The organism is Pseudomonas monteilii NBRC 103158 = DSM 14164 (assembly GCF_000730605.1).
Classification (GTDB): Bacteria; Pseudomonadota; Gammaproteobacteria; order Pseudomonadales; family Pseudomonadaceae; genus Aquipseudomonas; species Aquipseudomonas monteilii.
This window is the reverse complement of sequence record NZ_BBIS01000074.1, coordinates 1-20,057: the sequence shown is the minus strand read 5'-3', so window position 1 is coordinate 20,057 and position 20,057 is coordinate 1. Positions and strand designations below refer to the sequence as shown.

The window sequence follows — 20,057 nt, the reverse complement described above, 5'->3', positions numbered from 1 at the left end:
CCCTAAGCGCGCCTTCGCTTGAGCAGGATTTCCAATCTGTTCGTTTAAGTGCGGCAAGTTACAGAGCGAATGCCCTAATTTTTGCCTTATCTCGGCACGCCCTCTTGTCGAAATAAACTCATTAATAACAATGAGTTACAGGACAAATGAGTGAATTTCCCCCTTGCCTCGGCATAACCTCAATCAGGCGTTCAGAGCCGTTTCTATAATTGACTATAAAAGCCTATAAAGCCCACCCTGAGCAGCTCAGCGACGCTAGAAAAATATTTAAATACAATCAGTTGCAGCGCGTATGTCCTAATTTTCCTTTATCTCGGCATGACCCCTGCAGCTGACGCCGCAGCCAGGACAGTGCTGGTTACAGCAGCGAAAGCATTTATCAAAGCGGATTGCACAGCTGGATCGTTGATTGCGAGAAGCATGATGGCCCCCTGAAAGTTGACTTGCTCCATGGGGATGCTTCACAGAAACCAGTAAATTCCAGGCACAAAAAAACCCGCTCGATCGGCGGGTTTCTGTAAGCCTTAGTGCTTGGCGCTGGGAGCGCCTTTGCTGCCTGAAGCCTTCGCAATTTCTGCCTTGATGGCTTTGTAGGCGCCAATCACAGGCGCAAAGTAAATCCGAGGCGCCTGTTTGGCAGCACTCAGGAATTCCGAAGTGAAAGTCGTTGCTTTCATGTGCTCGCCCCTCTCATGAGAAAGTATCTAATGACCTACATATAGCAAATAGGGAGAGAACCTTCAAGCGAGAGAAACAATTTCGCCAGCCAAAAGAAAACCCGATTCGCATAAGCGAACCGGGCAGGTGCAGCGTTCGGACGGAAGACCACCCGTCAGATCAACAAGGCCAATGTGCCAGTTTGGAATTTATCAGACTCTGAGCCCGTCACCTCATCCATCTCAGGATGGGCAGAACGAATCGGAAAGTTAACCACATTATTGCGGGATGCCATGAGCGCCCGCCCTATCTCCTCACCCACAGAAACAAACTTTGGAAAGCAGACACTCTGGCCGCAAATTTCATGACCAATAGTTTCAGAAACTCCATCAGTTAAACCTGCAGGAATCCCTTTGAGCCTTTCGTGTTCGGCTTTAGTGAAGAGCCTGCTGAGGCCTGTTTTTTCAGGATGCAATATGAACGGTTCGGTACTTCTTCCTTTTTTGTAGCCCGTCCCTAACGTGCCACAACCTGATTCATTTCCAGTTAGCAACTGCCTGGAGAATCCCTTGCCTTCAGACTTGTCTCTTTTCTCCTTAGTTGCTAAGTATTCATAGGATTTCCAAGATTCATCGTCGAGAGGTATATCATCGAGTATCGCATTGATGCATGTCTCTCTGACCTTGTTCACCTTCAGATTTTCAAACGAGAAAGAGTCCCCTAAACCATGCGTTATTGCCACCACAACCAGGCGTTTCCGGTGCTCCAGCGTCCCGTAGTCCCATCCATCAAGAACAGCTTCATGCACTTTGTATCCGAGGTGAATAAACACGCTTCGGATAGCTGCCATGGAAGCTGTATTTGCGTACTCCCCAACATTTTCAATCAGCGCAACACAGGGGTTGACATGACGGAGCCAGTTGAGATAATCCACGAAAAGCGCACCTGCATCAGCATGATCCTCTGCAAAATCGAGCTTATTCTTCACCTTTCCGCTACGTGATGCCACAACACAAGGTATTCCCCCTGTCAAAAGCTCACATTGCGGGGTATGTTCACTGAGGTACACGTCTCGTACGTCTGAGTTTATAGCAATCGACTCTTCTGTCCAAATCTCATTATTGTTTCGCATTGAGCAGTCGAGATACTCGCTCTCCAACTCAACACCGACCTGAACGAATGAGCCTACACCGGATTGCATTAGGCCAGAGTGCACTGCGGCGTCTAGGACCCCGCCGCCGTGGAAGAGGCTGCATACAGCAAGCTTTTGTCCTCGCTCCAACTTTTCCTTCATGCGCTTGAGGCGCTCGCGGATCTTTGTCTGAATCTGCAAAGCAGTAATCACAATCCGGCCACGACGAATCGCAACTCGGACCTTATGGTCATCTTCAAAGACTTCACGGATTTGCTCAGAGCGCAAGTCGATTACTGGATGTACAACCCCATTACGCTCACGCTTAGATACGCTGATGCACTTCCCGGAAAGGGGATGTAAGCCGGAACCCCAGAAATTTCCGTCACCCTAGTTGGGTGGGCTCAACACTCGTGTCACCAGCTACCTTCTGGAGAATCGAGCTCGGCCATCCCTCCCTGGACGGGCATCGCTCGACGATGTTCAACGGCTCCCTCACGGGGCCGTCGTTTTGTGGGGGCTATTCCATCCACAAGTCGTCGAGGTTCTTGAAGTTCCAGAGCGTCGGGTCTTCGGGGCCAGTGATACTGTCCTTGCAACTCGTGGCCGCCAGGTCGATGGTCTGCATCGGGATCGGCTCTCTCGAGCGTAGCGAGAAGAACACGCGAACCTTGGGAGTCAGCAGTGATTCCATTCCCGGCTCAACGACAACGGCCAGACGCTGAGAGGACAGGCGAACCAAGGAGCCGACGGGGTAGATGCCCACGGCCTTGACGAAGGCGTGGAAGATGCGTTTGTCGAAATGGCCCTCCCACTTGGCCATCTGCCGCATCGCCGCGGACGGGTCCCACGGCTTTTTGTAGGCTCGCTCCGACGTCACGGCATCATAGACGTCGCAGATTGCGCCCATGCGGGCCAGGAGTGAAATGGCGTCACCGGCCAAGCGATCCGGGTAGCCGGTTCCGTCGATCTTCTCGTGATGGTGCAGGGCAATGTCCACCACCCCGGGCTCGGCCCCGCCTGCGCGCAGCATCTTTGCGCCCTCCACAGGGTGGCGCTTCATGATGGCGAACTCGGCATCGGTGAGCTTGCCTGGTTTGTTAAGCACTTCCAGCGGCATCGCGGCCTTGCCTAGGTCGTGCATCAGTCCGCCGATGCCAGCCAGGCGCGTTTGCTCCTCGTCTAGATCGAGATGCCGGGCCAGCGATAGCATCAGGGCGCAGACGGCAACCGAGTGCAGGTAGGTGTAATCGTCGTGCGTTTTGATGCGTGCGACGCTGATGAGGGCATGAGGTTGGCGCAGCACCGAGGCAGCGATTTCTCCGACCAGCGGCAACGTCGTGCTTGGGTCGACGGCCTTGCCAAGCCGGGCTTCCTGGAACATGTCCATGACTTGGGACTTGGCCGCAAGACAGAGTTTCCGTGCATAACACATTTCGCTCTCCATTGAGGTTGCGCCGTCACTTTTCTTGCTTAGTGGACTAGACGGCAGAGATTGCTCCTCCGACAATTCTCTGGGCTCTGGGCTCTGGGCTCTGGGCTCTGGGCTCTGGGCTCTGGGCTCTGGGCTCTGGGCTCTGGGCTCTGGGCTCTGGGCTCTGGGCTCTGGGCTCTGGGCTCTGGGCTCTGGGCTCTGGGCTCTGGGCTCTGGGCTCTGGGCTCTGGGCTCTGGGCTCTCTGGGCTCTCTGGGCTCTCTGGGCTCTCTGGGTCGACTTGGCTTTTGGCCAAGTCGACCCAGACCTCCCCGACGCCACATTCTCGAATGGCAGAGAGATCCTGAGGCTCGGTCAGCAGGAAGCTGCCGCGCCAGAATGGGTGTCGAACCCAAGAGCCGGCGAGCTTGTGGATGTACATGCCGAGACGAAGCTCGGATACGGGAATGCGTTTTACCAACTTATTTTCCTTTCTGAGTTGGGTGGTTAGGCGTGCGCCGAGGCTGGCACCCAGCGGTAGAGCGGAGGTAAGGTCACGCCAAGATTCTTGGATCAGCCGGAACCGCCGAAATTTCCGTCAGCCGATCAACATGGCTTTGTCTCGCGCTCGGTCGATGCGTTCCTGCATCGCCTGCATGACTTCTTCGTGGGTGTACGACTTGGCGTTGGGGTCGTCGGCCTCTCGGAGAGCTTCCTCGACCTCGCGGGTCATCCGCGCATATTCTTCCGGCCACAGCGCTTGCTCCATGCGCAGCGACGCCTGCCCAAGCAGGTGCAGCAGGCCGAACAGCCGCATGTCATTGGTGGCGACGACGTGCTCTCGAATCCGCTCCTGGATCACCTCGCAGGCCCGATGCGCCTCTGGCGTCGCCGTGCCCTCGTAGCCGGCTGGGAGTTCTGCTTCTTCAGCGATTCGCGCCCAAGCGATAGCCAGCGCCTCGATGGTGGACAGGTTCATTTGCTCATCCACTTGCGCAGCAGACGCTTTTTCAGGGAGGCGCGCTCTTGCGGATTGCGTCCCTTGTGGTTGGCAATGCGATCCGCCGTGGCGGCCTGGCGCTTGATGGGCCAGTAGGAGCGGCCATCCTTACCCATCGACCAGACGTTGCTGACCTGGTTTTCCAGTAGAGGCAGATGGGCGCATAGAGCTTCCGGCGACGCGCTGGCCAGCGCGGTGCGCTCGTGGGTTCGCCAGCGCTGATGCCAGAGTTTCTTGTCCTCGCGCTCGCTACGGCAGGTCGTGTGCCCAACGATGGGCGTTTTGCGGCGGCTGCGGCTCATGATGTGGTTGTCTCCAAGAACATTCAGGACAGGCTTTCTGGGTAGAGCGCCGTCAACCGGGACAGGGTTTCTTGCACTTGTTCCAGCGAGGTCATCAGATGATCAACCTGATCCTGAAGATCCACGGCGAGATCAAATAGCTCAGCCACTCGGCTGCGTGATCTCTCGTTGAACGCGGCCATTGCCAGTTGATGCAGCTTCAACAGGTCGGTGCGCAGTTGCGGAGGTGCGCCGTCTGCGCTGTCATTCAAATCGCCGCGCAGCACGTCCACGGCATCGACTGCACGCAGCAGTGCCGTGGTATCGAAATTCTCGGGAGTCAGTTCGTCCCATTCGTCGTCGGTGATGCGGGCTGCCATCAGGAGGGCTCCGATTAAGCGGTTGCGAGCGTTAGATGCCCGATCGGCTCGGCTGCTGGCCGTACCTTGATTTCGATGTCGTAGCCGAGGCGATTCAGACAATCCATCAGCTTGCGTTCGGATAGATTGGTGAAGTCGCCGCGCATCATGCCCGACACCTTCGGTTGCGGGATGCCCATGCGTTTGGCCGCCGCTTGTTGAGTCAGCCCAAGGGCGCGCATGGCCCTCCTGATCTCGACCACCAGGCCGGTCTTGATCTTGAGCTTTTCAGCGTCAGGCAGTCCAAGGTCGGCAAAGACGTTGCCCGAGCTGCGCTGAACCTCGACGCCTTCAATGATTCGTTTTTGCATTTCGTAGCTCCTGTGCCAATACCTCGGCCACCTTCAGCCGAGCGCGGATGATGTCCATGTCGGCCTTTGGCGTGGCGATTCCGCTCTTGCTCTTCTTCTGGAAGCAGTGCAGGACGAACACCGCTTCCGCAAACTTGACCGTGTATACCGCTCGATAGGTGCCGCCGGCATCGTCTTCGACGACCTCCAGCACGCCGGCACCACCGAACCCCTTGAGCACCTTTGCTGCGTCATCCTGATCGCCTATCTGCGCCAACGAGAGCGCGTAACCGAAACGGCGACGCACGTCGGACGGCAACGCCATCAAATCCTTGTGGCTGCTCGCGATCCATTCGAGCGGTTTTTCTTTGTTTGTCATGACGGAATTTTATACCTGTTCAGGTAATGATGTAAACGCGGCAACCTCAAGGAGGTGTCGTAAAACATTTGTTTTGCGACAGGCTGTCAGCCGCCGCTGTGCTACCTGTGCAACACCCCCTCAAAAATGTACGGAAAACTCTATCGCTATTCACTATTATGCGGAAACCTGTTTTTGATGGTTATCCGCCTATGTTGGTTGGCTACATGCGCGTGTCGTCGGACTCCGACCGCCAGAGCACGGACTTGCAGCGCGACGCGCTGCTCGCCGCCGGCGTCGATCCGCGTCACCTGTTTGAGGATCGTGCCTCTGGCGCGAAGGATGACCGTGCCGGCTTGGCGCGGGCGCTTGAGTTCGTTCGAGCCGGCGATGTGCTGGTGGTGTGGAAACTCGACCGGCTCGGTCGCTCGCTGTCGCACCTGCTCGCCATTGTGACTTCGCTCAAGGACAAGCGGGTGGCGTTCCGCTCGCTGACAGAGAACCTGGACACTACGACGCCCTCGGGCGAATTCCTGTTCCAGGTGTTCGGTGCGCTCGCGCAGTACGAGCGCGCCTTGATTCAGGAGCGCGTCGTCGCGGGCTTGGCCGCCGCACGCAAACGCGGCCGGATCGGCGGCCGGCCGCAGGCGATCACTGGTGAGAAGCTGGACGCCATCGTCGCCGCGCTCGATGGCGGCATGTCTAAGGCGGCGGTGTGCCGCAACTTCAATGTCAAGCGCACTACGTTGATCGAAACATTGACGCGAGCAGGTTGGCGTGGTGCGGGAAGGACGGTCGATGAGCAACAAGAATAAGCTACTCACCGTCTTTTCTGACGCAGAGCAGGAAGCCTTGTACGGCCTACCGGACTTCGACGATGCTCAGCGGCTGGAATACCTGGCGTTGACCGAATCTGAACTGGCGTTCGCCAGCAGCCGGCCTAGCCTGCAGGCCCAAGTCTATTGCGTCTTGCAGATCGGCTACTTCAAGGCCAAGCATGCTTTCTTCCGCTTCGATTGGCATGAGGTCGAGGACGATTGCGCCTTCGTGCTGAGTCGCTATTTCCACGGCGAAGCGTTCGAACGCAAGGCGATCACCAAGCATGAGCACTACAGCCAGAGGGGTCAGATCGCCGAACTGTTCGGCTACCGGTCGTGGGCGGCTAGTTTCCTGCCGCAACTGGCACAGCAGGCTGAACAGATCGTGCGGCGCGACGTAATGCCAGGATTCGTGGCCGCCGAACTGATCGTTTGGCTCAGCGAGCACAAAATCATCCGGCCCGGCCACACCACCTTACAAGAGCTGGTCAGTGAAGCCCTGTCCACCGAACGCAGGCGCTTGGGCGGCTTGCTGGCAGAAGTGTTGGACGAATCGGCCAAAGCTGCGCTGGGCCAGCTCCTGGTGCGTGACGACACCCTGTCTCAACTGGCAGCGCTCAAGCAGGACGCTAAAGATTTCGGCTGGCGTCAGATGGCAGGGGAGCGCGAGAAGCGCGCCACGCTGAAGTCCTTGCACGGGATCGCCAAGGCGCTGCTGCCCAAGCTCGGCATCTCGCAGCAGAACCTGCTGTACTACGCGAGCCTGGCGAACTTCTATACCGTCCATGACCTGCGCCACCTGAAGGCGGAGCAGACCCGGCTCTACCTGCTGTGCTATGCCTGGGTACGTTACCGGCAGCTCACCGACAACCTGGTCGACGCGATGGCCTTCCACATGAAAAAACTTGAGGACGAGAGCCGCACGGGTGCGAAACAGTCCTTTGTCGCCGAACAGCTGCGACGCCATCAGGAAACGCCGCAGGTTGGCCGCCTGCTGTCGCTGTACGTGGACGACAGCGTGGCCGATCCGACGCCGTTCGGCGAGGTGCGCCAACGCGCCTACAAAATCATGTCCAGGGAATTGCTGCAAAACACGGCGCAGCGCATGAGCGTCAAGCCACTGAACAAACTGGCGCTGCACTGGCAGGCGGTGGACGGCCTGGCCGAACGCATTCGACGCCATCTACGGCCGCTGTACGTCGCGCTCGACTTCGCCGGCACGGCCCCCGATAACCCATGGCTCGCGGCGCTGACTTGGGCCAAGAGCGTGTTCGCCAAGCAGCAGCGCCTATCACAACGGCCACTCGACGAATGTCCGGCGGCAACGCTGCCGAAACGCTTGCGTCCGTACCTGCTGATGTTCGATGCCGAAGGCACGCCGACAGGCCTGCATGCCGATCGTTACGAATTCTGGCTTTACCGTCAGGTCAGGAAACGCTTCCAGGCGGGCGAGCTCTACATTGACGACAGCTTGCAGCACCGGCATTTGTCCGACGAGTTGGTTTCGATGGACGAGAAAGCCGCCGTGCTCGCGCAGATGGACATCCCCTTCCTGCGGCAGCCGGTCAGTGCCCAGCTCGATGCACTGGCGGCCGAGTTGCGTGCGCAATGGGTGGCGTTCAATCGCGAGCTGAAACAGGGCAAGCTGACGCACCTGGAATACGACAAGGACACGCAGAGACTGACCTGGCGCAAGCCCAAGGGGGAGAACCAGAAGGCGCGCGAGCAAGCTCTCTACGAGCAACTGCCATACTGCGATGTCGCCGACGTGTTTCGCTTCGTCAACGGCCAGTGCCAGTTCCTGTCGGCGCTGACACCATTGCAGCCACGCTATGCGAAGAAGGTAGCCGACGCCGACAGTCTGATGGCGGTGATCATTGCCCAAGCCATGAACCACGGCAACCAGGTTATGGCACGTACCAGCGACATCCCGTACCACGTCCTGGAGAGTACCTACCAGCAGTACCTGCGCCAGGCGACGCTACATGTGGCCAACGATTGCATCAGCAACGCCATCGCCGCACTGCCGATCTTCCCGCATTACTCGTTCGACCTCGATTCGTTGTACGGTGCCGTTGATGGGCAGAAATTCGGCGTCGAGCGACCAACTGTGAAGGCGCGCTACTCGCGCAAATATTTCGGCCGCGGCAAGGGCGTCGTCGCCTACACGCTGCTGTGCAATCACGTGCCGTTGAACGGCTACCTGATAGGCGCACACGAGTACGAGGCTCACCACGTGTTCGACATCTGGTACCGCAACACGTCGGACATCGTGCCGAGCGCGATCACCGGCGACATGCACAGCATCAACAAGGCCAACTTCGCCATCCTGCACTGGTTCGGACTTCGTTTCGAGCCGCGCTTCACCGACCTCGACGACCAGTTGCAGGAGCTGTATTGCGCCGATGATCTGGCATTGTACGAGAAATGCCTGATCCGGCCGGCTGGCCAGATCGACCGGCAACTCATCGTCGGTGAGAAGGCGAACATCGACCGAATCGTCGCCACACTGGGCCTGAAGGAAATGACGCAGGGCACGCTGATCCGCAAGCTGTGCACCTATACGGCGCCGAACCCGACGCGGCGCGCAATCTTCGAGTTCGACAAGCTCATCCGCAGTATCTACACACTGCGCTACCTGCGCGACCCGCAACTGGAGCGTAATGTTCACCGCTCGCAGAACCGCATTGAGTCCTATCACCAGCTACGCTCGACCATCGCCCAAGTCGGTGGGAAGAAGGAATTGACCGGCCGCACCGACATCGAAATCGAGATCAGCAACCAGTGCGCCAGGCTGATCGGCAACGCGATCATCTTCTACAACTCGGCGATCCTGTCCCTGCTGCTGACGAAGTACGAGGCAGCTGGCAATGCCAAGGCGCTGGCGTTGATCACGCAGATGTCGCCAGCGGCCTGGCGGCACATCCTGCTGAACGGGCATTACACCTTCCAGACTGACGGCAAGTTCATCGACCTGGATGCGCTCGTGGCGGGACTGGAGCTGGGCTGACGGAAATTTCTGGGATTCCGGCGTACAACCCCGGAAAAGCCAGTTGGAACCTCAATTAGTTCGAGACGTCGTGCAATCTTGTCTGACTTAATCGAGTACTTCTTGCCAATCTGAATACCGGCTGTCAGGAGGTGACGGCCTTCCATAAAGACACGTGAAACGCCCTTCGATTCGCCGATTTTTGCGTTGATGATGGTGGTCATTGTGGTGCTCCAAGTAGTCGACACAGCTCCCCAGGCGGGGACTGAGCCCGATTGGGGGAAATGACAAACTGGTTGTCTGTACTTCCTGGAATGCGTAACAGAGACCGATATTTTTCTCGGGCAACAAAAAGCCCCCGTCAACGCGGAGGCTTGGGTACCCTGCATGGCTCAGATCGACGCTGGCACATCCTCGCCACCCAGCACCTGGTAAAGCGCCGGGAGAAACTCGGCCAAGGTCATCATCATCAGCGCGAACGTCGCATCTGCCTGCGCTAAGGCGTCATCGCCCCCATCCTGCTCAGCCTGGGTCTGGAGCAGGTCCTCGAATTTGAGGCGCCGGATAACCAGCTTGTCGTCCAACATGAACGACAATTTGTCCTGCCAGGCCAGCGCCAGCTTGGTCACAAGCTTGCCGGTTGCAAGATGATTCTTGATCTCGCCACTGGTGAGATCCTGTCGCTTGCAGCGCACCGACCCACCCTCGTCACTGGTGTCCTGCAGTTCACATTCGTCCAGGACGTGGAAGCCCTCGCCCGCTTGCTCGTTCTTGAGCCAGTCAGTGAGGGTTGCAGTCGGAGCAATCTTGACCGTCACTGGCCGCACCGGCAGCGAACCGAGCACTTCACGAAGCGTGGAGAGCAGATCCTCGGCTCGTTTGGCACTCGCGTTATTGACGATAATCAGCCCGAGCTTTGGCGCGATGGCTGCCGTGATCACGCCGCGGCGGATAAACGCCTTCGGCAACATGGCCTGGATTGTCTCGTCCTTGATCTGGTCGCGCTCTTTCTTATACACCTTGCGCTGCTGCTCTTTCTCGATCTCCTCGACCTTTTCCTTCACAGCATCATTCACCACGCTTGCTGGCAGGATGCGCTCTTCCTTCCGAGCACTGATCAGGAAGAAATTACCGCTCTGGTGAACGAGCGGAGCCTCCTCTCCCTTGCCCAGAGGCGCGACAAAGCCGAAGGTGACCAGCTCTTGCGAACCGCACGCACGGGCGGGCTTCGACGCCAGGGCGGACTGCAGCGCCTCCGCCGCAAATTCAATATCTTGAGTCAGACGATAAACAGTCAGGTTCTTAAACCACATGGTCATGCCTTGTTAGGTGATTTGGGTGATGACAGTGCCCTCATGAGCACTGTCTTGGATGCTTGAGGTTGAAGCTTCTACGTGCTTCGGGATACTGCTAGGTGCTATGCCGATCAGCTGGCTGCCGTGTAGCGAAGGCAAGCGATCTCTTCGCGGGGGTTTGGCCGATCGAGCTCTGCCCACCATCCTCCCCACTCCTCACAGCTGACTGGCCGCGATGTGCCGGGCGCCACCTCTACGCAGAACTTGCCTACGTCCGACGACCAGGTGACCGCCAGCAGGGAGGCCTCAATTCCGTCCTTACCGCTCCAGTTCCAGTAACGGCCTGCACTTTCGGGGGCCACTTGAGACCAAATCCGGCGTGCACGGCCTTCAGAATCCTGCGGCCGGTCTTCATGCACGATCTCCACCGGGCACGTAGGCGACCCACTGCAGGGCGTGAGTAGCCCTTCAGTACCCACCTGTTGGAGCCAGGGCATTGGCGAGTTCATGTACGCGATGTAGTTGGCGAAGAGATTGGCCGTGTCACGCACCCCCACGGCCGTCGCGTACTTCAAGAGCTGAGCAGCCTGTGATGGTTGTGGCGCTGTGAGCAGCTTTCGCAGAAACACCGCTTCAGCGGCGGAGAACTGGTGACTGCCGACATGGCCGATGGCTCCCGACGGAACACTGAGCCCCGTTACATGCGCCTCGATCATTGCTTGGTCGAGCGCCATATCGAGAGACTCACCGCCCAGAAGAGCGTCGATGCCGATACGCACCATTGGGGCATTGGCTTTCCCAGTCCGCAGGGCTGGACCACGCAAGTAGAAATACCGCTGGGCGGCCTTCAAGAGCACAGCTGCAATGTCAGCAGTGCCGGCGCTGGTAGCGCCGGGGCCTACATCAAGCAAATTCCCCATGGTGTCCGTCTCTCACTGGGCGCTTGCGATCGACAGTCTTGGTGCCTGCTGCAGAGCAGGCTTCGAGGTTTCGTTGGCCTGAGCTGCCTTGAGTTCCGCCAGCTCTTGCTCCAGCTCCTCACAGCGCCGGGTAACCTGAGCCAGTGCACGAACCGTCAGATCACCCTGCTCATCCCGCTCAATGCTCAAAGCCAGGCGGTCGATGATTTCAGAGTTCATGCTGCGGTGATTTTCTTTCGAAATTTCTGCGATCTTCTCTCGCATGCCATCCGGCAGGCGGACAACAAACTTGTCAGCTGTGCGGGAGTTAGTGCGAGGCTGGGACTTAGGCATGGGGATAACCTCAGGAATGACCGGCTGTCGGTGCTTCAGGTGAAATGTGATTATGCGGCGCGAAGGTGCCGGGACTTGTTCTCGCGGCTCTCCTTGGCTTCCACCGTGAGAAGAGACCGGGGATTAGAGAGCAGGCGTCGCAAGCCGATTGGCTCACCGGTATCAATGCAATAGCCGTAACTGCCGTCGGCAATTGCCGACATCGCCAGTTTGATGTCGCGCAGACTTTGGTTCTCGCGCTCGATGCTGCCCAGAATTGATTGACGCTCTTGCTCGATCAGCGCTGCGTCAACTTCGTCTGGGGCTTTTTCCAAACCCGTCAGGTCGACTCGCAGCTGATCGATGCGCCCCATTGCGGTAGCACTTTCACCCACCAACAGGCTTTTGAAGAACGCTACCTGGTCAGGGTTCATGTACTGGTCTTCGGGCTGTTGCAACAGTTCCTCAGGGGTCATCAGTTGGGCCTCGTGATTAGTTGGGGCAATGTGCCTCGCGCCAGCGTCTCGGGTATCGATACGACAGGTTGATGGCACCATGCTGTCATTTTCACACGCATCGATATTACGTCCAGTATCTGAAACGCACAACACATAAATTACACATACGTGTTATGCATGCGACAGAAAAATATTCATCTCGACCGCCCTGGCTTTCCGCTGGGCAAGAAAAAACCCCAGCGCTGAGCGGTGGGGTTTGGGTGAATCGTTATGCAGCTGCCGGCTGAAGGCTCCGTTTATCTACGTAGATCTGTTGTACGAGATGAACCCGGTCTGGATTCTGCTGCGCGAATTGAGCAAGGGCGGCGCCCGGGCTACCACCACCACAACGGAACGTCTGAAGCGAATCTTCGTTTGGCACCGAGTAGACCAGCAAAAATGCGGTGTCCTCGTGATAGCGATTGGCTGCGTAGTCTGCAGCCTTGCCTGTCAGGCCAGCCATCTCAACGACCCACAGCATGGTCTGAGCTCGAACCTCAAGCTCGACCATCGCCTCTTCGCCAGCTCGTGGGAACTGTACTTGCGAGAAGTCGCGGTCAAGGTAGGCTTTCTTCGCTTTCTCATACCCACTGAGCATGAGATGAGCGAAATCGCCGAACTGGAACGCCAGCTTGGCGCGCAGAAGGTCCAGCGGCTGATAGAAATCAGGAGCCGTCCAATCAGCAGGCACACGGCCTTCAGTGGAGACTGCTACAGCGTGGGTTGGATTGGTCATGATCGCGGCACCTCATGTGCGTTAGGTTTGTGGGTGGTTATGGCGCACACGGGTATGTACGACCTCGCGGCCCTCTCACCCAATGGGATGCCCGGCGCCGGCGGGCAAACAACTCAGGCCGCTTGTGTGTCCAGGATATGAAGATCTGCAGGGACACTTACGACATCCCCAAGCCATCGCCGCACTGCATTCCGCAGGGTATCTTCAGGGCACCCAGGCTCAGCGCTCATCATGAATCCAAAAGCCTTGAAGCTCGCCTCGCGCACGGCCCACTCCAAGCTTGGTCCGCTCAGCGCCTCGACAAACACCGTCTGGTAGGTATGGTCAGTTCGGCAACGTCCCAGCAAGCCCGGAGCGGTTGCTCGTGCGAGGAGCACTGAAGCGCCAGTTGCGAGCTCGGCTCCATTCACTTCCGCTACCACCCGATCGCTGTGACTCACCGCGACGACATCCTTCAGGCTGAGCTGGGGTCGAGAGAGCTCTGACTTGGCCATGTCGAGCGCATGCTGCGCGGTGGCCGCAGCGAACAGTTCGCCGGTGACCACTCGGAATGCTTTCAAGCGGAAAGTCTCCGCGACTGCGGGGCGTTGATTGGTTTGCTCGACTTGTTGCATGTTGGGGCTCTACGCAAATTCACTGGGTGGTAATTGGAGGGTCTCGAAGGCGGATGACGTCAGCCAACACCCGCTCGCACCATTCGCACTTTCACCCCTCGTTGCTCGAAAGCCCTGGCTACGCGTACTTGACGCTCATCTTTGCCATCGCTGAAGACAATGGCGTGGGTCACTCCACCTGGCAGGGTGTCTGGGCTCAAATGCCTGAGCACCGAGCTCGACGGGACCTTCAGCTTCTTGCTCAATAGCTCACGATGCCGCTCACCCGTGATCAAGCAGTCAAGGACGACCTGCTTCACCTGGTGGTCAATGATGAGTTTGACTATTCGGTCCGCTTGATCGCTGTCGATCGTCGGACCTGAGGTGCTGATGAAGAGTTTCGAGATGATCGGCGCAGGCACTTTCTCTGCCTGCTGTACGAACTCCAGGAGCTCACCACACGTTTTGCAGCGGAGTATGGCTATCTTACGCGCCACCCGATTGTGCGTTTTGGTACTGAGCATGTGGTCATTGCCCTTACACCCGCACCTGTAGACAAAACCCTTTTTGACTGACTTCGACGTGTCCATGCTGTGACACCTGTCGGGGTCAAGCTTGAACACGTCTCGCATTACGCCCTGCCACTCTGCGCCATGGGGCGAGGGCTTGGTTCCCCAAACATTGCGCGTGATGTAATGCGCAACCTCGTGAGCGCAAATTTGATCCAGGTATTCATGTAGATTTTCTTTCGCCAGCAGTCGGTTGAACCGAAATTCCTGGTCCTTTAGCTTTCCAGTGTGCCTGTCGATCCTGTATCGGTACATGCCCCCCCGTTTTACCCGTGAGATCAAATCTCACAGGTATTTCAGGAAACACACGACCGAAGTGTGAAGACGCAAGCCCAAGGCACTCGGTGACTCGACTCCTAACAGCCTTCAACTCGTCGACAGGGCGCATCAGATTTCAGCCACTCGCAGCACCTGAAAGCTCAGCTGGGTGTCGTTAGCAGAGAAAGGTGTAGGCATGGCCGGGATCCTGGGTAGAGACAGAAAATATTACACGTACGCGTTATGTATCGTAAACCAACAAACCAGAATGATAGCCCGCTCCGCCATCTCCATGCATTAGCGAAAGGCTTTTGCTCAGGCTGCCGGCGCGGGCTGCGGGTAAAAAAAAACCTCAGCATGGCTGAGGCTTCTGGTGAGAGTGATACTTCAGGGCTACCTAGGCACGAGCTTTACGGCAGCGAGAAGGATCCGGTCATAGCGCATGACCAATTGTTTGAGACGGCGGCTAGAAACGTTGTCCTTGATCGCTTTCGCCACCATTCGCTCATGCCGTGCTTGAGCACGGCGCAGCCTCTGCCCTTGAATTCCCGCCCACAGATTGAGAGGCATTTCCGGACCAGTAGGGGTCGAGTTGAGTGTTCCCATTTGCAATCTCCTGAGGCTTGCGTTGCATGACCTAGGGAGATGTGGAACAACGCTACATACGTCTCAGTCCACGTAGCTCCCAGGAGAACAACGCAAACACCCCAGAACGCTGCGGGACCCCTGGCAAGGTCCCGCCTACTTAGCCTTGGATTTCTTCGGAATCACAATTACTGGCAAGCCGCGGACCGCATCATCCCAGTGCAGGTCACGATCTGGATCGCTGGCAATTTTGCTGATCCACACAGCGGTTTTTTTCCAGCGAATTGCAAGCTTGCGGCCATTCCAGCCGCGGGCCTTGTACGCACCCTTGAATTCATCAGGGGTCAACAGCGGTTGTTGCAGCTGAACTTCGGGCAAGCCGCGGACCGCGTCATCCCAGTGCGGACTACGGTCTAGGTCGTTGACCAACCTGCTGATCGAGAAAGCGGTTTTTTTCCAGCGAATGGCGAGCATACGACCATTCCAGCCGCCTGCCTTGTACGCGGCCTTGAAATCGTTCGGGCTCAAAAGCGGTTGTTGCAGTTGAACTTCGTTGTCCAAATTCTTGCACCCGAAAATGTATGGGTAGACGGCATGCTGGCAGAGTCAGTCAATTATGATGGCCTTGGACAAATCCCAATCTGCAGGTGCTGCTGCACTAGTCGCAAAGGCAAATCGCATAGCGACCGAGGGTGAATTGTTCTTCATCAGCTAGGCGGCTGCACCAGCGCACATCGCTGCGACCGCGGGTCAACTCTTTGGCCCCCCCTCATCCACGCAAGCACAATGGAAGACTCCATTTTTAAACTATAGGACAACACTTATCAACCTGAGGCTCCCCGTCACCATTCTCAAGACAAAAAAAAAAAACCCGGCCTATGGCCGGGTGGGTCTAGCGTTTTCGGTTCAAAGGGCTAAGGCCTGGCAATCGTCGCAAAGACCTACCTGGAAAACCTCAAGATCGGCGAAGCAGCGGATGCATTGCTCGACATCATGATCTTCGGCGGGCTTGCTGATCACGTCGCCATACTCAGCAACCAATGCGGCGTAGTGATCGCCAGTTGAAGCGTCTCCCCTCAGCTCATAGTAGCGGTCCTCGCTCTTCGAGTAGGCTTTGAAAACTGGCTTTCCGTTGAACTGGCTGGCACCTACAGAAATTGGCGCTCTGTTGCGTAGCAAAGCGATAGTCTCGGGCATGGTTTGCATTGGATTGCTCCTCAGGTATCAGGTTGACCGTGTCCTGGGAGATGGCCAACAACACCTGATAAGCGGTTCTAAGCGGCAAGCGGCCCCGGGCTCGGCGCCAGCACAATGAACCGCCGCTGCAATAAGGCCCTCAATCAGTTCTGGCAGCCTAATTGAGCGTGAGCGTAGGCGTAAAAAACCCCGGACTGCTTGAGCAGTACGGGGTGGTGTAGCGTTAGGTGCCAGACCCGGTGCAGGCCATGCGATGGCCGCTGGAAAGAATCACGCCTCGCGGATATAAGCCTCAATACGCGCGTCCGCGGCCGCCAGGTAGCCCTGAATCTTCCCAATCGCTTTGGCCATGTTTTCAAGATCATCGGGCTTTGCACGTGAGCACGAGATGTTCGACACCTCGGCCAGCACTCGCTGGGCAACCTCTTTCCAATTGGTTACCTCATCGGCGCTGCAGCAGGCATGGTAGTCATTCACCTTACGAAAAAGACGATCGAAAGCGCGACGGTAATCGGCGACAGGGACTGTTTTGGTGCTGCTCATGGGGGCACTCCTCAGAAGGGAAATCTGGTTGAACTTGCCCATGGGGATGGTTCACGCACGCGTGTAATGGGTGCCAGCGACCTTGTTCCACCATGTAATTCATCCCTGAGGACGATGTTTAATTCCTCAGGAGAAAACCCATGGCAACACTCGTGAAAGTATCGACCTGCTTAACCCCAGAGCTGGCACGAACCGTCGTCGAAATGGCGTGCGTCGTACGCATCGCAGAAACTGGAGAGGGCGTAGAAATCCGCGACACCAGGCCCCTCCTCGATCGCCTGGCATCACCAATTCGGGGGCGAGGAATTGTGCGTACCCTTGGCGACACGCATTTCATCGTGACCGAGGACCTGGCGAAGCGGATCGACGCAAAACACCTACCAAGTGAGCCGGCCGCGACTGGGGCTACAGGTGTTGAAACCGATGCACTGAAAACACTCATCGCTGATCGGTTGGGTGCTATGGGCTGGCTGATCGTTGATGGGCTGAGCTTTAACTGCACATCAGCAGTGGCCAAAAAAGAGTACCGAACTGCGGTTGGCATCAAGGAGGCGATCGCCTTTCTCGAAGCCGGAGATGAAGGTGCCAGACGCCTGATCGCTCAGTACTACAGCAAGGGCAATAACGTGCTGAGCACAACAACTGCGCGATTCACTCCTGACTGGTCGCCCGAAGTTGTTGAATCGGGCGCCAGCCGATTCGCGGCCGAAGTTGACGACGTAATCAGCGACACCTATGCGGTACGCCTGCTTCGCCATCGAGACCAAGCCGCTGATGGCGCATAACACTCTCAGGCTCACTTAGGCAAACGCACCACCACACCCCGGGCTCGCCCGGGGTTTTTATTACCCAGTTTCGTAGTTCATGTGCGCCATCACCAGGTACACCGCCAACCAAGCTCCGTGGAGTCACCATGAACCACTATCAACACCTGATCGCGGACCAGATCCGGTCCGTCCAAGGACAGAAAGACTATTGCTTGCAAGTCCTATCCGCCGGCGGCCTTGAACCCTGGGAGTCGAAGGAATACGGCGACCTGGTTGAGCAGTATGACCAGACGCTCAAGGAACTGAATGAACGATTGCCTGAAGCAGACTGATCCCTCACCTCATCTATCTAACCTATGGGAAGAACACCATGACCAACGCAATCGAAGCACAAGCACAGAAGGTCGAAGCTGCCTACGCAGTTACAGGCAGCGTCAATCCGGAATACGAGCGCGAGTTCGACATTCTCTCCGACATGCGTCGTGCTGAAATGGCCAAGGAATTCCGCTCAGAGCGTGGCCTGCCTCCCACGGCGAAAACCCCGTATGACTGAGCCTCAGCTATGAGGTTTGAGCATGCACCACCGCCCCCGGCTTGCTGGGGGCTTTTTTCGTTATGCTTCCTACAGACTGAGCCGGGTCGCCCAAATCTTCGGGCTTAGGGAAGCTTACTGTGCGGCGTTATACGGCCGCCAAGCAAAGGTAGGCACATGTGCCTACTGGCATGAAAATAGGCACACGTGCCTATCTAGGCCTGCGCCTCTTCAGTGTCGAGCTTTGCAGCCTGCTTTCGACGCTCCATCAACTGCTGCATGTACACGATCCCGTCTCGAAGCGCATTCACCGCCCAGGTTGGGCAAGGCCGGGAAGATTTCTTGGTCGGATCGTTGAGCCAGGATCGAACAGCGCGATCGGAGCAGGGCCGCTTGGTGACGGCGTTGATGAGCATCGCGCTCTCGCGTTGTTTAACGTCATACTTTTTCAGCAGCGCCAGAAACGCTTGCCGGTTGGCTTCCCGCCCTTCGTCGTCCATCTTACCTCCAAACGGTTGAGAATAGGCACATGTGCCTATTAGCCGCATTCTAGGCACTTGTGCCTATTAAGGAAACACCAGATCGAGCGGAACTTCAGCCACGGCCCTCGAAACCACCTCAAGCTCAATTTCGGTGATAGCCAGTGGGCCGGGCCAGATTCGGACCATAGCCGGCTAGCGCCAATACCTAAAACCGCCGCCGGTACGAGTGCTGATGATGACTTGATCAGGCTGCAAGGCGTAGCAACTGCTGTGACGCATTACTCAGGACCATGCATACCCATGAGGAATCCATCATGACAACTGAGCAAGCACCAGCGCCAAATCTGACCAGCACAACCCATGTTGCGGTTGAGCGAAAACACTTCATCGGAACTGGTCGGAATGCCTGGCTCATAACAGGTCGAGTTTGTGGTGATGACGACGACACTGCCTATCTGGTACTGGCAGATGATGAGGCCATAGCTCAGGAGACCTTCAAAAGGGAGCTTCGAGACTGTGAAGTGTTGCAGAACGACGCCCCAAACGCGGATGATCTTCCTGAGATCTACATCATCCAGAGTGACATGCTGAGCTGAGCACTTTGAGGAAAACGCTCCACCATACCCTAGCCTCTGGCCAGGGTATTTTTTTGCGTGCGCTAGGCATGGCGCGTTGAGCGACCACGCTCACAACAGGGATAGGCTACTTAACGCGGCTGCTTGGTCGAAGGCTCATACCCCAGCCGTCGCGTAAGCTGTACCAGCCCCACAATTTGCTCCCTCATGGCCTGCCCATGTGCCTCCAGCTCCTCTACCTTTCGCTCAAGCTCCCAGGCTCGGCGGTAAAGCCGCTGGTTGATAGCGATTACCCGCTGCAGTGCAGAACGCTCGCAGTCGCCGATATCACCCGAGTCGGTGCCTTGACCAACCCGGGCTAGAATATCGGCAGGAACCTCCGGCAAAGGTTCGTCATCCCACAACATGCTGCCTCCCACACTGGATATGCGAACAGTATGCGATGACTTGGAGCTCCAGCCAATCCCTGGCTCAGCGCCACCCACACGGCGGCCTCCCATCCTCGTCAGTGAGCTTCCTGTAGCAGGGAGGTCAGCAGCCAGACGATGGAGCTTACTTAGCATGTGTGCGGGTAGTGCACGGACTCATTGTTTATTAACTGAAACGGTGTATATATATTCATCACCATTATCGCTGTCTTTATATTCGCGCTTTACCACCACTAGGAATCACATCAGTTATAGAAAGCCTGTAACCATCAGTCCGAGGATAGTCAACAACAAGGCCACCAGCTTTGTCGGTCCCCATATCCGCCAAGTGCACGTAGTTAACGTCCATTGTTAAGCGTACAGTTCCATCACTAGCAACATAAGGCGTGAAATAAGCGGTGGAGCCTAGGG

The 20,057-nt window shown here is 57.1% G+C and carries 27 protein-coding genes and 1 pseudogene; 6 read left to right on the top strand and 22 right to left on the bottom strand.

Annotation, left to right across the window (positions count from 1 at the left end; all coding sequences use genetic code 11):
- Positions 1–524 precede the first annotated feature (524 nt).
- The 8 genes from PM2_RS30905 to PM2_RS28300 all read right to left on the bottom strand — a co-directional run bounded on the left by PM2_RS30905 (position 525) and on the right by PM2_RS28300 (position 5,571).
- A complete protein-coding gene (locus PM2_RS30905; protein WP_016487031.1) occupies positions 525–677 on the bottom strand; it encodes a hypothetical protein in 153 nt (50 codons plus the stop codon).
- Between the two features lie 155 nt (positions 678–832).
- Complete coding sequence (locus tag PM2_RS30510) at positions 833–2,077, bottom strand: DNA cytosine methyltransferase (RefSeq protein WP_233425967.1); 1,245 nt, start codon at positions 2,075–2,077, stop codon at positions 833–835.
- Positions 2,078–2,309: 232 nt separating this feature from the next.
- Positions 2,310–3,644: a cyclic di-GMP phosphodiesterase gene (locus PM2_RS28330; protein ID WP_233425968.1), complete on the bottom strand. Its 1,335-nt coding sequence runs from the start codon at positions 3,642–3,644 to the stop codon at positions 2,310–2,312.
- A 156-nt stretch (positions 3,645–3,800) separates the two neighbouring features.
- Entirely contained in the window at positions 3,801–4,181 is a 381-nt protein-coding gene (locus PM2_RS28320; RefSeq protein WP_001054412.1) for a hypothetical protein, read from the bottom strand.
- Positions 4,178–4,504 carry a hypothetical protein gene (locus PM2_RS28315; RefSeq protein ID WP_000091614.1) on the bottom strand — a complete coding sequence of 109 codons (327 nt, stop codon included), beginning with the start codon at positions 4,502–4,504 and terminating at the stop codon, positions 4,178–4,180. The genes PM2_RS28320 and PM2_RS28315 overlap by 4 nt, the downstream gene beginning before the upstream one ends.
- A 23-nt stretch (positions 4,505–4,527) precedes the next feature.
- Positions 4,528–4,863 carry a hypothetical protein gene (locus PM2_RS28310; protein WP_020303034.1) on the bottom strand — a complete coding sequence of 112 codons (336 nt, stop codon included), beginning with the start codon at positions 4,861–4,863 and terminating at the stop codon, positions 4,528–4,530.
- A 14-nt stretch (positions 4,864–4,877) separates the two neighbouring features.
- Positions 4,878–5,213, bottom strand: coding sequence for a helix-turn-helix domain-containing protein (locus PM2_RS28305; protein ID WP_001172026.1), 336 nt, complete (start codon positions 5,211–5,213; stop codon positions 4,878–4,880).
- On the bottom strand, positions 5,194–5,571 hold the full coding sequence (locus PM2_RS28300) for a type II toxin-antitoxin system RelE/ParE family toxin (protein ID WP_003151133.1): 378 nt from the start codon (positions 5,569–5,571) through the stop codon (positions 5,194–5,196). The genes PM2_RS28305 and PM2_RS28300 overlap by 20 nt, the downstream gene beginning before the upstream one ends.
- Before the next feature lie 191 nt (positions 5,572–5,762).
- On the opposite strand from PM2_RS28300, the gene PM2_RS28295 reads away from it, so the two are divergent.
- Both PM2_RS28295 and PM2_RS28290 read left to right on the top strand, forming a co-directional pair.
- A complete protein-coding gene (locus PM2_RS28295; protein WP_010465829.1) occupies positions 5,763–6,365 on the top strand; it encodes a recombinase family protein in 603 nt (200 codons plus the stop codon).
- On the top strand, positions 6,349–9,378 hold the full coding sequence (locus PM2_RS28290; protein WP_010799689.1) for a Tn3 family transposase: 3,030 nt from the start codon (positions 6,349–6,351) through the stop codon (positions 9,376–9,378). The genes PM2_RS28295 and PM2_RS28290 overlap by 17 nt, the downstream gene beginning before the upstream one ends.
- Before the next feature lie 371 nt (positions 9,379–9,749).
- Here PM2_RS28290 and rdgC read toward each other — a convergent pair whose 3' ends face one another.
- The 11 genes and pseudogenes from rdgC to PM2_RS28235 all read right to left on the bottom strand — a co-directional run bounded on the left by rdgC (position 9,750) and on the right by PM2_RS28235 (position 16,862).
- Positions 9,750–10,670 carry a recombination-associated protein RdgC gene (gene rdgC, locus PM2_RS28285; protein ID WP_004577580.1) on the bottom strand — a complete coding sequence of 307 codons (921 nt, stop codon included), beginning with the start codon at positions 10,668–10,670 and terminating at the stop codon, positions 9,750–9,752.
- A gap of 113 nt (positions 10,671–10,783) precedes the next feature.
- On the bottom strand, positions 10,784–11,572 hold the full coding sequence (locus PM2_RS28280) for a hypothetical protein (RefSeq protein WP_004577581.1): 789 nt from the start codon (positions 11,570–11,572) through the stop codon (positions 10,784–10,786).
- Between the two features lie 12 nt (positions 11,573–11,584).
- The gene (locus PM2_RS28275; protein WP_024717873.1) at positions 11,585–11,905 is read right to left on the bottom strand and encodes an Arc family DNA-binding protein; all 321 of its coding nucleotides are present in this window, start codon (positions 11,903–11,905) and stop codon (positions 11,585–11,587) included.
- A gap of 50 nt (positions 11,906–11,955) precedes the next feature.
- Entirely contained in the window at positions 11,956–12,360 is a 405-nt protein-coding gene (locus tag PM2_RS28270; RefSeq protein ID WP_004577583.1) for a TraR/DksA family transcriptional regulator, read from the bottom strand.
- Between the two features lie 250 nt (positions 12,361–12,610).
- The gene (locus PM2_RS28265) at positions 12,611–13,117 is read right to left on the bottom strand and encodes a hypothetical protein (RefSeq protein WP_004577584.1); all 507 of its coding nucleotides are present in this window, start codon (positions 13,115–13,117) and stop codon (positions 12,611–12,613) included.
- 113 nt (positions 13,118–13,230) lie between these two features.
- Positions 13,231–13,731, bottom strand: coding sequence for a hypothetical protein (locus PM2_RS28260; protein ID WP_004577585.1), 501 nt, complete (start codon positions 13,729–13,731; stop codon positions 13,231–13,233).
- Positions 13,732–13,790: 59 nt separating this feature from the next.
- Positions 13,791–14,300 (bottom strand): SprT family zinc-dependent metalloprotease, encoded by a 510-nt coding sequence (locus PM2_RS28255; RefSeq protein ID WP_231995369.1) that lies wholly within the window; start codon positions 14,298–14,300, stop codon positions 13,791–13,793.
- A 15-nt stretch (positions 14,301–14,315) separates the two neighbouring features.
- A pseudogene (locus PM2_RS31945) lies at positions 14,316–14,534 on the bottom strand (SprT-like domain-containing protein); the annotation flags it as partial.
- A gap of 744 nt (positions 14,535–15,278) precedes the next feature.
- Complete coding sequence (locus tag PM2_RS31715; RefSeq protein WP_004577588.1) at positions 15,279–15,683, bottom strand: hypothetical protein; 405 nt, start codon at positions 15,681–15,683, stop codon at positions 15,279–15,281.
- A gap of 345 nt (positions 15,684–16,028) precedes the next feature.
- Positions 16,029–16,328, bottom strand: coding sequence for a hypothetical protein (locus tag PM2_RS28240; RefSeq protein WP_004577589.1), 300 nt, complete (start codon positions 16,326–16,328; stop codon positions 16,029–16,031).
- A gap of 261 nt (positions 16,329–16,589) precedes the next feature.
- Positions 16,590–16,862 carry a hypothetical protein gene (locus tag PM2_RS28235; RefSeq protein WP_004577590.1) on the bottom strand — a complete coding sequence of 91 codons (273 nt, stop codon included), beginning with the start codon at positions 16,860–16,862 and terminating at the stop codon, positions 16,590–16,592.
- A gap of 140 nt (positions 16,863–17,002) precedes the next feature.
- Here PM2_RS28235 and PM2_RS28230 point away from each other — a divergent pair, with 140 nt between their 5' ends.
- The 3 genes from PM2_RS28230 to PM2_RS28220 all read left to right on the top strand — a co-directional run bounded on the left by PM2_RS28230 (position 17,003) and on the right by PM2_RS28220 (position 18,182).
- Positions 17,003–17,647, top strand: a complete 645-nt coding sequence (locus PM2_RS28230; protein WP_004577591.1) for a hypothetical protein — start codon at positions 17,003–17,005, stop codon at positions 17,645–17,647.
- A 128-nt stretch (positions 17,648–17,775) separates the two neighbouring features.
- Positions 17,776–17,961, top strand: coding sequence for a hypothetical protein (locus tag PM2_RS28225; protein WP_004577592.1), 186 nt, complete (start codon positions 17,776–17,778; stop codon positions 17,959–17,961).
- A 38-nt stretch (positions 17,962–17,999) separates the two neighbouring features.
- Positions 18,000–18,182, top strand: coding sequence for a hypothetical protein (locus PM2_RS28220; protein ID WP_004577593.1), 183 nt, complete (start codon positions 18,000–18,002; stop codon positions 18,180–18,182).
- A gap of 194 nt (positions 18,183–18,376) precedes the next feature.
- Here the strand turns inward: PM2_RS28220 and PM2_RS28215 are convergent, their stop codons facing one another.
- A complete protein-coding gene (locus PM2_RS28215) occupies positions 18,377–18,661 on the bottom strand; it encodes a hypothetical protein (RefSeq protein WP_004577594.1) in 285 nt (94 codons plus the stop codon).
- 296 nt (positions 18,662–18,957) lie between these two features.
- Between PM2_RS28215 and PM2_RS28210 the strand changes: the two genes are divergently transcribed.
- Complete coding sequence (locus PM2_RS28210) at positions 18,958–19,239, top strand: hypothetical protein (protein WP_004577595.1); 282 nt, start codon at positions 18,958–18,960, stop codon at positions 19,237–19,239.
- A gap of 110 nt (positions 19,240–19,349) precedes the next feature.
- Here the strand turns inward: PM2_RS28210 and PM2_RS28205 are convergent, their stop codons facing one another.
- On the bottom strand, positions 19,350–19,625 hold the full coding sequence (locus tag PM2_RS28205) for a hypothetical protein (protein ID WP_004577596.1): 276 nt from the start codon (positions 19,623–19,625) through the stop codon (positions 19,350–19,352).
- 232 nt (positions 19,626–19,857) lie between these two features.
- Positions 19,858–20,057 (bottom strand): hypothetical protein (locus PM2_RS31430; protein WP_217998277.1); only part of this gene is annotated, 200 nt, incomplete at its 5' end.

Bases quoted from the DNA above. Each gene is read 5' to 3' on its own strand.
- PM2_RS28275 (WP_024717873.1), bottom strand. From the start codon at position 11,905: ATGCCTAAGTCCCAGCCTCGCACTAACTCCCGCACAGCTGACAAGTTT.
- PM2_RS28255 (WP_231995369.1), bottom strand. From the start codon at position 14,300: ATGGACACGTCGAAGTCAGTCAAAAAGGGTTTTGTCTACAGGTGCGGG.
- PM2_RS28305 (WP_001172026.1), bottom strand. From the start codon at position 5,213: ATGCAAAAACGAATCATTGAAGGCGTCGAGGTTCAGCGCAGCTCGGGC.
- PM2_RS28300 (WP_003151133.1), bottom strand. From the start codon at position 5,571: ATGACAAACAAAGAAAAACCGCTCGAATGGATCGCGAGCAGCCACAAG.
- PM2_RS28265 (WP_004577584.1), bottom strand. From the start codon at position 13,117: ATGACCAATCCAACCCACGCTGTAGCAGTCTCCACTGAAGGCCGTGTG.
- PM2_RS30905 (WP_016487031.1), bottom strand. From the start codon at position 677: ATGAAAGCAACGACTTTCACTTCGGAATTCCTGAGTGCTGCCAAACAG.
- PM2_RS28310 (WP_020303034.1), bottom strand. From the start codon at position 4,863: ATGGCAGCCCGCATCACCGACGACGAATGGGACGAACTGACTCCCGAG.
- PM2_RS28220 (WP_004577593.1), top strand. From the start codon at position 18,000: ATGACCAACGCAATCGAAGCACAAGCACAGAAGGTCGAAGCTGCCTAC.
- PM2_RS28235 (WP_004577590.1), bottom strand. From the start codon at position 16,862: ATGAGCAGCACCAAAACAGTCCCTGTCGCCGATTACCGTCGCGCTTTC.
- PM2_RS28280 (WP_004577581.1), bottom strand. From the start codon at position 11,572: ATGGGGAATTTGCTTGATGTAGGCCCCGGCGCTACCAGCGCCGGCACT.
- PM2_RS28315 (WP_000091614.1), bottom strand. From the start codon at position 4,504: ATGAGCCGCAGCCGCCGCAAAACGCCCATCGTTGGGCACACGACCTGC.
- PM2_RS28205 (WP_004577596.1), bottom strand. From the start codon at position 19,625: ATGTTGTGGGATGACGAACCTTTGCCGGAGGTTCCTGCCGATATTCTA.
- PM2_RS28210 (WP_004577595.1), top strand. From the start codon at position 18,958: ATGACAACTGAGCAAGCACCAGCGCCAAATCTGACCAGCACAACCCAT.
- PM2_RS28225 (WP_004577592.1), top strand. From the start codon at position 17,776: ATGAACCACTATCAACACCTGATCGCGGACCAGATCCGGTCCGTCCAA.
- PM2_RS28240 (WP_004577589.1), bottom strand. From the start codon at position 16,328: ATGCAAACCATGCCCGAGACTATCGCTTTGCTACGCAACAGAGCGCCA.
- PM2_RS28330 (WP_233425968.1), bottom strand. From the start codon at position 3,644: ATGTACATCCACAAGCTCGCCGGCTCTTGGGTTCGACACCCATTCTGG.
- PM2_RS28260 (WP_004577585.1), bottom strand. From the start codon at position 13,731: ATGCAACAAGTCGAGCAAACCAATCAACGCCCCGCAGTCGCGGAGACT.
- PM2_RS28270 (WP_004577583.1), bottom strand. From the start codon at position 12,360: ATGACCCCTGAGGAACTGTTGCAACAGCCCGAAGACCAGTACATGAAC.
- PM2_RS28230 (WP_004577591.1), top strand. From the start codon at position 17,003: ATGGCAACACTCGTGAAAGTATCGACCTGCTTAACCCCAGAGCTGGCA.
- PM2_RS28320 (WP_001054412.1), bottom strand. From the start codon at position 4,181: ATGAACCTGTCCACCATCGAGGCGCTGGCTATCGCTTGGGCGCGAATC.
- PM2_RS28215 (WP_004577594.1), bottom strand. From the start codon at position 18,661: ATGGACGACGAAGGGCGGGAAGCCAACCGGCAAGCGTTTCTGGCGCTG.
- PM2_RS28295 (WP_010465829.1), top strand. From the start codon at position 5,763: ATGTTGGTTGGCTACATGCGCGTGTCGTCGGACTCCGACCGCCAGAGC.
- rdgC (WP_004577580.1), bottom strand. From the start codon at position 10,670: ATGTGGTTTAAGAACCTGACTGTTTATCGTCTGACTCAAGATATTGAA.
- PM2_RS28290 (WP_010799689.1), top strand. From the start codon at position 6,349: ATGAGCAACAAGAATAAGCTACTCACCGTCTTTTCTGACGCAGAGCAG.